The organism is Cyclobacterium sp. 1_MG-2023, assembly GCF_030546805.1.
Lineage (GTDB): Bacteria > Bacteroidota > Bacteroidia > Cytophagales > Cyclobacteriaceae > Cyclobacterium.
Genome location: NZ_JAUOPC010000008.1, coordinates 67,934 through 83,546 on the forward strand (window position 1 = coordinate 67,934; position 15,613 = coordinate 83,546).

General features: G+C 37.4%; 12 protein-coding genes. 6 read left to right on the plus strand and 6 right to left on the minus strand.

All coding sequences use genetic code 11. From position 1 onward, the window contains the following. Positions 1-281: 281 nt before the first annotated feature. From Q4534_RS13915 to Q4534_RS13930, 4 genes are all read right to left on the minus strand, one after another. Positions 282-716, minus strand: coding sequence for an NUDIX hydrolase (locus tag Q4534_RS13915; protein ID WP_303613756.1), 435 nt, complete (start codon positions 714-716; stop codon positions 282-284). Between the two features lie 8 nt (positions 717-724). Beyond that, complete coding sequence (locus Q4534_RS13920; protein ID WP_303613757.1) at positions 725-1,669, minus strand: nitrilase family protein; 945 nt, start codon at positions 1,667-1,669, stop codon at positions 725-727. A 36-nt stretch (positions 1,670-1,705) separates the two neighbouring features. After that, on the minus strand, positions 1,706-2,668 hold the full coding sequence (locus tag Q4534_RS13925; protein ID WP_303613758.1) for a glycosyl hydrolase family 18 protein: 963 nt from the start codon (positions 2,666-2,668) through the stop codon (positions 1,706-1,708). Positions 2,669-2,877: 209 nt separating this feature from the next. Then, positions 2,878-3,681, minus strand: coding sequence for an endonuclease/exonuclease/phosphatase family protein (locus Q4534_RS13930; RefSeq protein WP_303613759.1), 804 nt, complete (start codon positions 3,679-3,681; stop codon positions 2,878-2,880). A gap of 499 nt (positions 3,682-4,180) precedes the next feature. Here Q4534_RS13930 and Q4534_RS13935 point away from each other — a divergent pair, with 499 nt between their 5' ends. The 5 genes from Q4534_RS13935 (at position 4,181) to Q4534_RS13955 (ending at position 10,959) form a co-directional block, all read left to right on the plus strand. Beyond that, a complete protein-coding gene (locus tag Q4534_RS13935) occupies positions 4,181-8,179 on the plus strand; it encodes a response regulator (protein ID WP_303613760.1) in 3,999 nt (1,332 codons plus the stop codon). A gap of 125 nt (positions 8,180-8,304) precedes the next feature. Further along, a complete protein-coding gene (locus tag Q4534_RS13940) occupies positions 8,305-9,231 on the plus strand; it encodes a ribose-phosphate pyrophosphokinase (protein ID WP_303613761.1) in 927 nt (308 codons plus the stop codon). Between the two features lie 29 nt (positions 9,232-9,260). Next, complete coding sequence (locus Q4534_RS13945; RefSeq protein ID WP_303613762.1) at positions 9,261-9,851, plus strand: 50S ribosomal protein L25/general stress protein Ctc; 591 nt, start codon at positions 9,261-9,263, stop codon at positions 9,849-9,851. A 249-nt stretch (positions 9,852-10,100) separates the two neighbouring features. Further along, positions 10,101-10,661, plus strand: coding sequence for an aminoacyl-tRNA hydrolase (gene pth / locus Q4534_RS13950; protein WP_303613763.1), 561 nt, complete (start codon positions 10,101-10,103; stop codon positions 10,659-10,661). Between the two features lie 4 nt (positions 10,662-10,665). Continuing rightward, positions 10,666-10,959 (plus strand): thiamine-binding protein, encoded by a 294-nt coding sequence (locus tag Q4534_RS13955; protein ID WP_303613764.1) that lies wholly within the window; start codon positions 10,666-10,668, stop codon positions 10,957-10,959. A 135-nt stretch (positions 10,960-11,094) separates the two neighbouring features. Here Q4534_RS13955 and Q4534_RS13960 read toward each other — a convergent pair whose 3' ends face one another. Further along, entirely contained in the window at positions 11,095-11,517 is a 423-nt protein-coding gene (locus Q4534_RS13960) for a Dabb family protein (RefSeq protein WP_303613765.1), read from the minus strand. 435 nt (positions 11,518-11,952) lie between these two features. Between Q4534_RS13960 and Q4534_RS13965 the strand changes: the two genes are divergently transcribed. Then, a complete protein-coding gene (locus tag Q4534_RS13965; RefSeq protein WP_303613766.1) occupies positions 11,953-12,360 on the plus strand; it encodes a response regulator in 408 nt (135 codons plus the stop codon). Positions 12,361-12,542: 182 nt separating this feature from the next. Here the strand turns inward: Q4534_RS13965 and Q4534_RS13970 are convergent, their stop codons facing one another. Then, a complete protein-coding gene (locus Q4534_RS13970; protein ID WP_303613767.1) occupies positions 12,543-15,608 on the minus strand; it encodes a glycoside hydrolase family 3 N-terminal domain-containing protein in 3,066 nt (1,021 codons plus the stop codon). Positions 15,609-15,613 lie beyond the last annotated feature (5 nt).

Here is a 15,613-nt window from a genome sequence, read left to right on the forward strand (position 1 = left end):
TTTAATATGCAAAATACTATAAATATTCCAAAAATGAAGGCGTTTACGCAAATCATGGTCATTAAAACCATCAGTAACTTATGAACAAGATGCTGAAATGATGCTTGGGAGTTTATTTATTTCCCAATTATGGCATATAAAACACAGGGCCTAATTAGGCTTCTTTTTTTAGAGATATTCAGCCGGGAAAGATAGAATTTAATCTGTCAATCCTCAGGCTTTTCTTATTAATAAACACAACAAAGAGGCAATAAAGGTGCTGAACAATTCTCCTTTTTCTGCTAAATCTTGGATGATCTGTCCAAGGATTCTTTTTCGAACAATTTAGCAAAAGCCAGTACATTTGGAAAAACCTTCAATTCCTTATAAACTTCAGGTGAAGAGAAAAACCCAATTTCCATACATTCAGAAGTTGGTTGAAAATCTAAACTTTCCAGCTGCACCTCATACATGGCATTGGCTATATAAATATTGTTGTGGTTTTTTATTGTAAAAAAATACGAGGGTTGGGCAGAAATATACGTTGTATTCAATTTCATTTCCTCCCAAATCTCCCTTTTTAGGCCTTCTATTGGAGATTCTCCAAAATCCAAACCTCCGCCGGGCAACTCCCAAAAGCCATTGTCTTCTTTCACCAACAAAAAACGATTCTGATTATCGCAAATTAAAGCTTTTACGCTTACTCTATAAAAGCATTCAGGTATTTGACTTGCCATCTTATTCTCTATTTATCCAGCCAGACCACCTTTTGACTGGCATCATGTGGTTGACCTATAATTGGACCATATAGTTCGGGCCTTCGGGCGTTTCTATAACGATACCCTCCCGCAAGCTTTAGCTTTTCTTTTGTTACATCTGCTATTACAAACTCATTGTTGAGTTTTCTACACTCTGCGATAATATCACCGTAGGGGTCTATTATCATTGAACAACCGTTTTTCAACTGATCATCGTCCATACCAATGGGGTTAGAAAAAACCACGTATACCCCATTGTCATATGCTCTTGCAGGCAACCACTTCATTAGCCATTGTCTTCCCTTCATTCCATCAAATTCAAGCCGCAAAGAAGTTGGGTCATTCTTCCTGTTTTCCCAAAGTTTGGGGTCAACAAATCCCGCTCCCGGCCGGGTGGAAGGTGTACACATGGTAACATGAGGCATAAAAATTATTTCAGCACCTAACAAACAGGTAGCTCTTACATTTTCTATTATATTATTGTCATAGCAAATAAGGATCCCACATTTCCACCCTTTACATTCAAATACACAATAATTTGAGCCTGGCTTAATGTGGGGATTAATGAATGGGTGTAACTTGTGGTAATTGGCTTGCAAACCATTTTCATCTACGCACACATATGATTTATGAATTTCACCATCTTGATCTCTTTCGAAAAGCCCTGCCAATAGCGTAATTTTATTTTTCTTAGCGATCTCAATCAGCCGTTGGGTACTCGGTCCATCAGGTATATACTCCGAAAGATCCAGCATCTGGTCCTTCGTTAATTTTCGGGCAAAAGAATATCCTGTAATAGAGCATTCGTGAAAGGCAATAATATCAGCCCCTACCTCTGCTGCATTTTTGCTCATTTCATCGATCATGTTAAGGTTGTATTCCTTGTCACCACTTTTATTTTCAAATTGAGCTGATGCTATTTTTAAATCCATATTATTAATTTTTATTGTTGTATAATCACATTAAGGTTAGCGCTCATCGTTGATTGCTTTTAATAAGGAATGAGGACCTTCTGCATCTGCCGTGATGTGCCAAACCATCACTCCTGCCAACTCCAGTTCTTTTGCCATTGCTGTTTTTGTACCAATCAGTTCAGGAGAGTTGTAATAAAGCACCCCACCTTCATTCGAAACGATACTGTCTTGCAGATAAGCATTTGGATAAGCTTCTAAGATGTATTTATACCTTAAACTTGCAAGAACTCCGGAGCCAAAACCATAGCCATAGAAAGGTAAACCAAGCAACAACTTGGATTTTGGGACAGCCCTGACTTTGTGAAAATAATGAATATCGTTAACTGCCATTTTGTACGGAGAATGTTGCCCAACTATCTCTAGGTTCCATGGCCCTGTTTCGTCATAGGACATGATATTTATATAATCGTAAAGCCCTAGTATTTCATCCGATATCTTGTCTCCATTCCAACTTGCCAAGGCAGCCGTCATTAATTTACCTGAATCTTTTAACGCCTTATGTAATTCCTTTACAAAAGGTACGTAATCCTCGTTGATCAAGGCATTTTCTAAATCAACATCCACTCCATCAAAGTCATAATTATTTACCAAATTGACTATTTGCTGCACCCAATGACTTCTATGCTTTGACTGCATTAGATCACCCAAGTGTTCCGGAGGAGCGCCACCACCAATGGAGATAAAAGCCCGAACATTGTTCGAATGAGCATTTTCCACCAAATAATTATAACCGTTATTCTCTAAAAAATCCCCCTTGGAATCTGGCTGTACAAAGGCAAGGTTAATGTCTGTATATGAGGACCAATCTATTTTATTGACTTCTTCCTCCAATTCTTCATTAACAAAAAGATAACCCAATACTCTAAACCCCTCTCCTTGCCTTATTTTCTGCCCTTCCACTTCAGATAGGGAAAAAGCCAAACCAATTAAGAGCATTAAACCAATGGCCTTTTTCATACTTATTAAATTAATATCCTTCACAAGGAGCCGTTATTTATTAAGGCTTTATACTGTATCTAACCTTATTCAGGAATCGATTTTTATAAAATTTCAAAACTTACATTATTATAGAAAATTAAACTGCAGCTATCAGCAATTTTATTAATGTGTAAATTGTGTTGGTCTTATTTCTGTATCAGAAACCAAGCCCCTACAATAACTGTTTTCTAATAAGCTAAAATAGCAAAAACCGGTAAATGATCAGATGCATATCTTTCCGCAATAACCTCATGATGCTTTACAGCAAATGCTTTCTGGGGCTTAAAAAAAACAAAGTCAATGGCCTTATTAGGCTTAATGACAGGAATAGTTGGGGGGCAATCCCCATGGCATGTTCTTTCAAAATCCTTATCCATTAACTGTATGGCATCAGCCTTGGATATTGCATTAAAATCCCCTGCAATAATTACGGGTATTTTTTCCTTATTGAAATAAGAGACGATATCCTCGGCTTGTAAAGTTGTAATCGCATCGCTTTTAAAATCTAGGTGTGTGGAAGCAAACTTCACTTTCTGATTGCCGGGTAATGTTACTTGTACAATTAATACAGCTCTAGGCTCAGAATTTTCCTTTGTAGGCAATTGATGAAAAAACTGCTTTTCAATCGGGAATTTTGTAAGGATAGCATTACCGTACCCTCCACCCTGATAAGGCATGGAAGGCTCAAAGTAATAGTTCATCCCGGTCAACCTAGCCAATTCTTTGGCCTGATTTAGGTGAACACCTGACCGTTCGGTATTTACATCCACCTCCTGCAAGGCCACTAAATCCGGTTGGGAAGAATTAATCACTTTGGCGATTGCCTCTATATCAATCAAATCCGGTTTTGATGGTGGGTTGGCATGGTGAATATTATAGGCCATCACTTTTAGTTCTCGCCCCTTCTGTCCATATATAGGCCCGGACATCATTAAAGCGAAAGCAAAGATTCCAACCAAAAAAATTGTAGTGTTTTTATATTGTAATTTCATCAAACAAGGTAAAATTAGATTTTGGAATTAGTAGCCTAAAGGTATCATTTTCCTCTCGTTTTAGATTCAAACCTACATTCAAAATTTACCGTTGGTATGAAAAACAGCAATCCCAATTAGAAATTTTTATTCCTTTTCCTTCCTATAATTATTAACATAGAATTTTATCAATGGAAATAATCTTAGCTAATTAAGATGGAACCAAGCATTTGGCATAATTGATATAAACCAAATCTTGTTGAAATAGATTATTTGAGGTATTCTCTTTTTTTATACCTTACGTTGGTCAACAGCCTTTGCTTTCCAAGCCCTATTAATAATTAAATTTCAGAATCAAATCTTTCACATAATGAAAAATGCTATATGAATTAATAATTTTGATTATCAAATATTTTCATGGATTTTTCCATGTCATTAGTTTGAAAATTACTTGTGAATATTTAGGAAATACTTGTAAATTTCTTTAAAATCACCATTTAATAGACTGTATTTATCTGTAATGAGCAATTCCGTTTTTAAAGACCCAGAAAAAGATTCCCAGTGGTTGAAAGCAGTAAATGCTGTTCAATTGTTGGGAGACTTACCTGAACTGTCTTTTGACAGTATTACCGGATTGATTGCGGATAGTTTTAAAATGCCTATTGCTTTGGTTACCTTTTTAGACCAAGACAAGGTTTGGTTTAAATCCAAAACCGGCCTGACAACAAATGAGATTTCGCGAAATCAGTCAGAGGGGTTTTATATAGTAACGAGGGATGGAGAGTTTGAAATTCCTGATTTCACCAAAGATCATCGTTTTACAAAGGATCAATTGGAACTAGAAGGTAACTTGGTATATTACTATGCGAGTCATCCTATTTTTTCATCTGATGGTTTCCCCATTGGCGCATTATGTGTTTTAGACTATAAGCCACAGAAGCTCCTTGATAGTCAGAGGAAAACTTTAAAGGTTTTTGCTGAGCAAATACAGAAACAAATTGAATTAGGCCTACAGCAAATCAAACTCCGCTCTTTTAATCAAAAAACGGGAACTATTCTCAAAAACATTGGAGATGTCGTTTTTTTGCTTGATGAAGATCAAGTTTTCAGGGAATATTTCACTGCAAATGAAGAACATTTAAAATTCCCCCCAAAGGTATTCCTCCACAAGAAAATAAGCGAAGTCGGCTTTAGGCCTGACTTAGTAGAGCTTTTTCAGAAATTATTTACACAGGCCCTAGCAACCGACGAAAAACAAACAAAAGAATATAATCTTGTGATCAATGGCAAAACCGAATGGTTTGAAGTAACCTTTGAAAAAATGCTATTGACTGACAATGACATATTGTGCATCGTAAACAATATTAGTCGTCAAAAAAGTGAGGAGATAAAAACTGAACAGACAATAAAAGAGTACCAAGATTTTTTCGAAAACACCCAAGGGTTGATGATCAAACATGGCCTTGATGGGGAAATTTCACATATTAATAACTCTGGTGTAAGAATCTTAGAATACACGAGAGAGGAGCTTCTAAAGATGAACATGCTTGATTTGGTGGTAAATAAAGACATTTACGCTGAATACCTCAATACAATAAAATCAGAAAAAGCATACAATGGTACAGGTAGGCTTATATCTAAATCAGGGAAAACAATTACATTCCAAATCAACAATGTTATGTTTGAACCTTTGCATGGAGCCCCATTTGTTTTGTGCAACGGAATGGATACTTCCGGCTACCTTAAAGCCCATGAGAAATTGGAAGCTGCCGCAATTTCAATCAACAAAGAACGCACCCTCCTTAGGACCATTATTGATAATATCCCGATAAATATTTACACAAAAAATACCAATTTTGAAAAGACATTAATTAATCAAAAGGAATTAGATTACATTGGGTTGTCAGATGAGAAAGAAGTCTTAGGTAAAAAGGACGAAGATTTATTTATTGAGGAAACTGCCAAAGCCTCTAGAATTGAGGATGAATTGGTGATAAAAGATGGGAAAAGTATTATCAATAAAGAAGTCATCCTTGAACAACAAAATGGAAACAAACGCTTCTGTTTAATTTCTAAATTGCCTTTAAAAACCGAAACCGAGGAAATCATAGGTATGGTTGGTATTACCAACGATATTACTGAAAGAAAAAAAGCTGAAATGGCTTTATTGGAGAACGGAAAACGGCTCAATGCCATCATTACTAGTACCAATACGGGAACTTGGGAATGGAACATGAGTAGCAATCAAATCTTGGTTAACCAAAGGTTTTGGGAAATCATAGGCTATGAGATTGATGATCAAACCATCTTGTTTCAAGAAGACTGGAACAACCTTTGCCACCCGGAGGACTTGGCAAATAAAAAGGAAGGTTTAGCAAAGCATTTCATAAAAAAGTCAGATGTTTATGAATGTGAAATACGTATAAAACATAAAGATGGCCATTGGGTTTGGGTGCTTGAAATCGGCAGGGTATTTTCTTGGGATAAAGATGGTAAACCCTCACTTATGTACGGCACTTATCAAGACATAAGCGCAAGAAAAGAATTTGATACGCAACTGAATGCAGCCAAGGAAAGTGCTGAAAATGCCAACAGGGCAAAATCAGATTTCCTAGCCAATATGAGTCATGAAATTAGAACTCCATTGAATGGTGTGATAGGTTTTTCAGATCTATTAATGAAAACGCCCTTGTCTGAGACCCAGCTTCAATACATGAAGACCGTCTACCACTCCGCTCATTCCTTATTAGATTTAATAAATGATATCCTTGACTTCTCTAAAATTGAAGCCGGTAAAATGGAACTATCCATTGACAAGGTAGATATCTTTGAACTGGGTACCCAAGTAGCGGATATTATTAATTACCAGGCACATTCCAAAGGCCTAGAACTCATCCTTAACCTATCTCCGCATTTACCCCGATTTGTGTATGGGGATGACATTAGAATACGTCAGGTTTTGGTTAACCTACTAACGAATGCGATCAAATTTACCCATAAAGGGGAAGTGGAGTTAAAGGTTGAAATCCTCGAAGGTGCTCCCAATGATGAAACCATAAAATTCCGTTTCTCTGTAAAAGATACAGGAATAGGTATATCTCTTGATAAACAGCTTAAAATCTTTGATGCCTTTTCCCAAGAAGATGCAAGTACTACAAGAAAGTTTGGGGGAACAGGTTTGGGATTAACCATTTCTAATAAGTTATTGGGATTAATGGGCAGTAAACTAGAACTAAAGAGCGAGCCAAATAATGGGAGTTTATTTTATTTTGACTTACACCTGAAAGCTGAAGAAGGAGAGAAAGAAAAGTGGAGCGAAAATCATGGTCTAAGCAAGGTATTGGTGGTCGATGACAATCAAACCAACCGGTATTTGGTAAAGGAAATGCTAGAAGTCAAAAATATAAAGTGCCCTGAAGCAAGCAATGGACTGGAAGGTCTTCATGTACTTGAAAAAGAATGGCCGGTGGACTTGGTATTAATGGATTTGCGGATGCCTTTCCTAAATGGCATTGAAACAATAGAAAAAATCCGATCACTCCCCAACAAAACCATAGCTAAAGTCCCTATAGTCTTGCTTTCCAGCTCTAATGATAATGAATTGGACAAGGAAAAACTTGTAAAACTAAATGTACATCATCGCTTAATTAAACCAATTAAAAACCATCAAATAGATAAAGTGTTTCAAAAATTGCAAAATCCCAGTTATAGTGAATTTCCACAAAGTCCATCAGTATCCGGAAAAGATCAAAGTTTCTTAACCAATCAGGAATTTAATATCCTTATTGCAGAAGACAACCCGGTGAACATGAAGTTGGCAAAAATAATTTTGTCAAAAATAAGTCCTACCATCAATATAATAGAAGCGGAAAATGGATTAATGGCCTATGAACACGTCATTAAAAACCACCCTGACCTTATATTAATGGACATTCAAATGCCAATAATGAACGGGTATGAAACCGCTAAGGCTATTCGGACAATTGACCATGGAAAAAGTATCCCAATTATTGCATTGACAGCCGGAACGGTTAAAGGAGAAAAGGAGAGGTGCATTGATTCAGGAATGAACGATTATATGAGTAAACCATTGGTTCAGGACAAATTAACGGAAAAGATTATTAAGTTTCTTCAGCCTAAAAATTCAGATTCATTAGAACGAGAAGAATTTGAGAAAAACACCAATTATAATCCAAAGCATTTTGATAAAGTCCACCTTTTAAACCTTTTTGATGGAGACAAGGAAATAGGAAAAGAATTATTAATAATTGCCCATGTAAACCTGCAAGAGAATAAAGCGGATCTGAAGCAAGCCATCCAGTCTCAGGATAAAATTTCCTTGTTGGATATCAGTCAAAAGATAAAAAGTTCAGCAAGTACCTCAGGCTTTTTTATTCTCTTAGAATTAACGAATCAAATAGAAAAAACCAAAGACGTTAAGCCTCTTTTTGACCTTGGCATGAGGGTCATAGAAGAGATTGATTATTTAATTGATAATTATGACAGTATAGAATTATAGGGCTTATAGGTGCATCAAAAATAGAGAAATACCAATTTTTTATTTTTACCAAGAAAAGGTAACCATCATTTTTTTCTTACATTTGTTATTCCTTTGTACAAAATCCACCTAAAATAAATAATATCATGCCCGAGACAAAAATTTTCTCAGGTTCAAATACTCCCCTTTTGGCCAAAAGTATTGCCAAATCTTATGGCCAAGCACTTGGCGACTTGACACTAGCTAAATTTAGCGATGGAGAAATGTCACCAAGTTACAATGAATCGATAAGAGGTTGCAATGTCTTTTTGGTACAATCTACAAATCCTTCGGCAGATAACTTATTAGAGTTATGCTTGATGATAGATGCTGCCAAGAGAGCCAGTGCCTACAAAGTATGTGCTGTAATCCCCTATTTTGGGTATGCAAGGCAGGACAGAAAAGATAGACCTAGGGTTAGTATCGCCGCCAAACTTATTGCCAATATGATTACATCTGCAGGTGCTGACCGCATCATGACTTGTGATCTTCATGCAGGCCAAATTCAGGGATTCTTTGACATTCCTTTGGATCATTTGAATGGATCAGCTATCTTTGTGCCCTATTTGAAAAGCTTGGATTTAGGAAACCTTATTTTCGCTTCGCCGGATGTTGGAGGAGTTGGTAGAACAAGGTCTTATGCCAAGCATTTTGAGGTAGACATGGTCGTTTGTGATAAGCACAGAAAAAGGGCCAACGAAGTTGCATCCATGCAGTTGATAGGAGACGTAAAAGGGAAAGATGTGGTGATGATAGACGACTTGGTCGATACTGCCGGAACCATGTGCAAAGCTGCCCAAATCATTATGGATAAGGGAGCATCTTCGGTTAGAGCCATTGCCACTCATGGAGTCTTGTCTGGCAAAGCCTATGAAAATATTGAGAATTCTGTACTTTCCGAATTGGTCATAACAGACACAATCCCTGTAAGTCAAGAGTCCTCTAAAATAAAAGTGTTAACAGTAGCTGATTTGTTTGCAAAGGCAATTCATGCAGTGACAGGAAACACTTCTATTAGTTCGCTATTTATTTAATCATTTATTATTTTAACCAAACATAAATTATGAAATCACTTGAGATTATAGGGTTTAAAAGAGCAAATCTCGACAGAAGATCTCTTGACGCAATCCGCGAAGAGGGAAATGTTCCTTGTGTTGTTTACGGACCTGGTATTAAAGAACAAATTCACTTCGTAGCTCCGGCTATATTATTCAGAGACTTGATCTATACACCTGAAGTACATATGGTGGATCTGAATATCGAAGGAACAATCATAAAAACAATTCTTAGAGAAGCGCAATTTCACCCCGTAAGTGAAACATTGCTTCACGCTGACTTTTTGGCTTTTAGCGATAAAAAAGCGATTAAAATGGAAATACCTGTAAAACCTTACGGTTCTTCTCCGGGTATCATCAAAGGTGGTAAATTGGAAATTAAAACCAGAACCCTATTGGTAAAAGGTTTTGCAAACGATCTACCTGATGAGATTCCATTTGATATCTCAACACTTGAATTGGGTAAATCTGTGAAAGTAGGTGACCTAAGTGTTGAAAAATTTGAATTACTTAACAGTCCAAACGTAACAATTGCCACCGTAGGTGTTCCAAGAGCATTGAGAGGTAAGAAAGGCGATGAGGAGGAAGAAGAAGGATAATCCTTGCTATTTCTCTTATAAAATTTTAATCCTGTTCTGTTTTTCACGGAACAGGATTTTTTTATCTTCACCCGTAAGTAGTTTCTTTCAATACAAGTGGAACCAATTAAGCTTTCAGGGAATTAATGCCCTTTGATGATAGTCAAAGGGCTTTGTAAAATTTACTCGGGTTAGTGGTTTCTCTCTCCCTCTGTTTTGATCGAACTATTTCGTTTTAAAAATTAAAGATTGTAAAAGGCAAAAAAGCGTATGAAATACCTTGTTGTTGGACTGGGAAATATCGGTCCGGAGTACGAATTGACAAGACATAATATTGGCTTTCTGGTACTAGACAGATTGGCCGACCAGAAGAATCTGAGCTGGGAAAGTAACCGGCTTGCCTTTACCTCCTTGCTCAAACACAAAGGTCGCCAATTGCATTTAATCAAACCTACCACTTATATGAATTTGAGTGGGAAAGCCGTAAATTACTGGATGAAGACCTTGAAGATACCGAAAGAAAATGTCTTGGTCGTTGTAGATGACTTGGCGCTGCCTTTTGGTAAATTACGATTGAAACCTAAAGGATCAAGCGCCGGGCACAATGGCTTAAAGAATATCGAAGAGTTAACGGGTGGACAAAATTATGCCCGTCTTAGGTTCGGTATTGGCGATGATTTCCCCAAAGGAAGACAAATAGACTATGTATTGGGTAGGTGGTCACAGGAAGAAATCGACACACTGCCGATATATATGGACAAGGCCATAGAAATGATCACAGCGTTTAGCACCATAGGGCTGGAAAAGACAATGAATCAATACAATAAATAACATCATGAAAAATATTAATCTTGGAATCCAGATAGTCCCTAAAAGCAAAGACCAGAACAGCTACGAATTGGTAGACAAAGCCATTGCAGTAATTGCTGCATCAGGAGTGAAATATGAGGTGACGCCTTTTGAAACGGTGATGGAAGGACCTGAAGAAAAGTTAATGGCAATTGCCAAAGCTGCTCAGGAAGCAGTCTTGGGAGCAGGAGCCGAAGAAATTCTGGTATATTATCGCATGCAGATTCGCTCTGAGAAAGATGTAAGCATGGATGAAAAAACCTTGCCGCATAAACATTAAGGCCTAAATTAAAATGCAACCCTATTCCAATACTAGCTCAATTTTGACAATAGTAGTAAAATGGGAAACCCATTATACTCAAAGGGTAAAGCAATACCATTTCTATTAGAAGGCATTGCTTTACCCATTTGAAATTTATTTGGCCCAGTAATCGATTACGGTAACATCTTTTAAATGTGGCCTTAATACTTCTCCAAATGCCTTATGGGCCGGATGAGGCAAATAAGCATCTCTGTCTTCTTCACTTTCAAACGTGAGCAAAAAACAATGGGTCAGCCCTTTATTTAGCCCTTCAGGACTATTGTTAGTCCCCCATTCAAAACCTACAATCTGAGGGATTTTTTCTTGAAGCCCAATAAATGCTTCCTCAACTTCCGCAATATCTGATGGACTTGACTCCTCTTTAAAAGAAAAAAGGACAACATGTCTCAATAGGGGCTTTTCTGAGCTCACAGTTTTTTTCATTTCTTTTGATTCTTCACTTGTTTCTACATTTCCTCCTGGCTGACAGCCAACAGCTAACAATAATATTACCGCAATTGAAAATAATGGTTTCATAGAAAGGTTTGTATATATGTGGTCCTATTTATAATCATGTAAAGTAAATGAAAAAAACGAAAAATGCCCTCCTATAGGGAAATATGTTCTTATTGGTTTGGGCAAGGCCCAAAAAACAACCTTCTATTCAATACATTTTAATCCGAATTATACAATTGAGAACTTGTCTTTGTCATCATTTTAGGAAAATTAAATCTAATTATAGAAAAAATTAAATTAAAAGATTTAAATTTAACTTTAATACGTGAATCGTTATTTTTTAAAGGTGCCAAGTAGGGATTAAAAAATTCTTTGGTCTTTTGACAAAAAAATAGCTTTTTTTAGGAAAATATAATTCCTTAGCCATTGTTTAATAGAAATTAAAGATTTAATAAGTGATCGTCCATATGAAATCCCTCTACCCTCAATCCATTTTTCAAATCAAAAATACTTTTTATGAGTGAGATAGGGCTAACTTACATAGTGGATGATGACCCACTTTATAATTTTGGAACAAAAAAAATTATAGAAATAACTGCTTTTACCAATCAAGCACTATTTTTCTTAAATGGTGAAGAAGCTTGGGAGGATTTTTGTCAACGTATAGAAAACAATGAACCTATCCCCGATGTCATTCTAACTGACATCAATATGCCGCTTATGAATGGTTGGCAATTATTGGATAAAATTGGAGAAACGTCTTTTAATCATCCAATAAAAATTTTTGTAATTTCTTCATCCATAAACAAAGAAGAAATGGACAAGGCCAAAAAGTATGAGCATGTCAGTGATTATATTGTCAAGCCCCTTACTTTGGACAAAGTAAAAAATCTTAAGAAAAAAATATTAGAAGGTGAATATTAAGCCTAATAAACAGTCGCTATAGGCCTTCTCTCATAACTTTTACCCCTTCTTATACTTGAGCAATTAATATTATTGGCCGATCTATAGCTGACTAAGTCAATATCCCTCAGCAGGAACCCTGTAAAGCTTTGATTCTCACCTTACATCAATGCCTCAGTTGTAAATTGGTCTATTATGAACTGCTATTTCACCTCTATTTTTCCCATCGCCTTATAGACTTCCTCCAATATGTTTGTTCGTACATTTAATCTATAAATGTTTCTGTTTTCTCGCGATGGGTGCACCCTATTGGAAAGGAAAACATAGACAATTTCATTTACGGGATCAATCCAGGAATAAGTACCGGTAAACCCAGAATGTCCAAAGCTATTATCCGAAACACTAGGAGCCGCATTCCCGTTAGGATCTCCCGGTTTATTTGGCCTGTCGAAGCCCATCCCCCTATAATTTCCTTCTTCACAGAATACACATTTAGAATATTCATGTACCACTCCTGATGCGATCAATTGTTCTTCTGCATACAAGCCGTCATAAAGGTATAAATGCATTAGCTTTGCCAGATCATTGGAGGTACCAAACAAACCCGCATGACCACTTACTCCTCCAAGCATAGCCGCTCCTTCATCATGTACCATGCCGTGCAAAAGCTGCTTTCTGAATGCTGAATCAAATTCTGTAGGAACAATTCGGTCCATCTCAAAATTTAAATATGGGTTAAAAGTAAGGGTGCCGGCACCTATAGGTTTGTATAAGTTTTTATTCAGGTAAGTATAAAATTCTTCCCCTGTAATCTCCTCCACTACCTTAGGTGCAAGGATGAACGACAAGTCACTATATACATAGCCCGGTTCAGCATTTAAAGGGGATGAAAAAATTTTCTTGTAAATTTTTCCCGAATAATTGCGGTGAATGTACAAACTATCAGCCACCTTGATTGGAAATCTCTTTGAAGAATCCTTCTTCATGGTAAACCATTTGAACTTCCCATTTTTCTTTACAGTGGACATCCAAAAGGGTATCCACGAACGTAACCTTGCTTGATGGGTTAGAATGTCCTTATATATCAAATCTTCTTTATTGGTTCCTCGTGCTGCCGATAAATAGTGGCCTAAAGTTTGATTTTCATCAAACTTTCCCAATCCTTTTAAATGCATGAATGCCGCCAAAGAGGTGCTTATTTTAGTCACCGACGCAAGATCATACAAATCATCCAACCTTACCTCCTGCAAGGAATCATAGGTATGGTAGCCAAAAGCTTTGTGGTAAAACACCTTGCCAGCCTTAGCCACAAGCACTTGCCCCCCGGGTATTGCTTTTAATTTAATGGCCATTTGCATTAAGGAATCTATACCACTTAAATCTTCTGAGGCCAAGCCTACACCTTCCGGTAAGGTATAGGCCATTCTAATACCACCTTCAAGTTGCAGTCCATCCCCTCTTTTAAATGATGAATTAATGGTGACCGGCAGTTTACCACTCGCACCTATTCCACCAAAGATCATTTGAGCGGTTAGATCTTGCGTGAGTGATGTCTCTTGGTAGGCCGCAATTACACCTGCTGCATTCTCTAAGCCCTGGATTTCCCCCAGACTATAAACATTACCAAAAATACTTACGATTACTGTATGGCTATCAATAAGTGTCCTCAACAAGGTCACCATTTCAGGACTTATCCCGAAATTATTATTCCCTGCCCTGATACCTAGTCCATGGATACCCACCAAAATCAACTGGTGACCTGAGACACTTTCTTTTATGGCATTTATATCATTAATCCCTCCATCTTTTGGGAACACAAAATGGTCCATCGGACTATACCTTTCCAAGTAATTTTGAAATTCAGTCCTTTGATCCGTCCCTATAGACAAAGTAGCGATACTGGTGTTTTCAAGCCCTTTTATTGGTAATACATGCGCTTCATTTCGAAGCAGGGTGAGGGAAGCTTTGGTTAATTTCTCGGCTAAATAATTGGCTGATGAATTGTTCAAGTCTGCAATTAATTGCCCTGTTTCCACAGGCTGCCAATTGTCAAGGCCCAGCCATGCTTTGGCTTTTAACACCTTGCGTACTCGTCTATCTATTTCCTCCTGACTTATTTCGCCTCGTTCAAGCGCTGCTTTTATTTCTTCAATCGCTGCAGGTACATTCATGGTGTTTAACAACATATCATTCCCCGCGAGCAGGGCTTTGGCATCCACTTTTCCCGGAGGATAGTATTTAGCTACTGCTTGCATGTTCAAGGCGTCGGTAAAAATAAGCCCTTTGTAAGCCATTTCATTTTTTAACAAGTCCGTAACTATCGGCTTGGAAAGGCTGGAAGGACTATTTTTTGCGCTATCTAGCACAGGGATTTCCATGTGAGCAACCATTACACTACCCAATCCCTCATCCATTAATTCTTGAAAAGGATACAACTCCAATTCCTTCAATCGTTTTTTAGAAAAGTTAAGCACAGGGAGTCCATAATGAGAATCAACCTCTGTATCACCATGTCCAGGAAAATGTTTGGCAGATGCCAAAAGGCCATTGTCCTGCATGCCTTTCATATAGGCCAAGGATTTGCTGGTCACATTTTCTTTTTCTTCCCCAAAAGAACGAAAGCCAATCACGGGATTATTTGCATTGTTATTGACATCCACTACCGGTGCAAAATTCACATTTATCCCTGATCTTTTGGCTTGTCGGGCCACTTCTGCCCCCATTTCATACAGTAGACTTTCGTCATCTATTCCTCCCAAAGTCATTTGATAAGGATAGCGAACAGTACTGTCAAGGCGCATTTTTAAGCCCCATTCACCATCTAGGCTTATCATTAAAGGAACTTTGGAAAGTGCTTGAAACTGATTGATCATATGTGCCTGACGAACCGGACCTCCTTGAAAAAAAATAATCCCTCCAACGCCATATTTTTCCACTAATCCTGCAATAGAATCCACATGTACCTTGTCTTTATTGGAATAGGCAGGGATCATGATTAACTGCGCTATTCGTTCCTCAGGAGTTAATGTGGACAAGACAGAGTCTGCCCATTGGTCATATTTTTCTGCTAAGAATGGTGGTTGTTGCTGCGCAAAGAGAGAAACAAAATTTAATGCCAGCAAAATTAAAGTAAGCAACCCTTTTTTTGCCAAATCAAGTAAAGCATGTTTAAGGTTTCTCCTGCTTAAAGCATTTCTGGTGCGCTTAATATAGTCGGTCATACTTTCAAACAAATCAATTTCACTTGAAAGATACCAATTTTGTTGCATCTCAT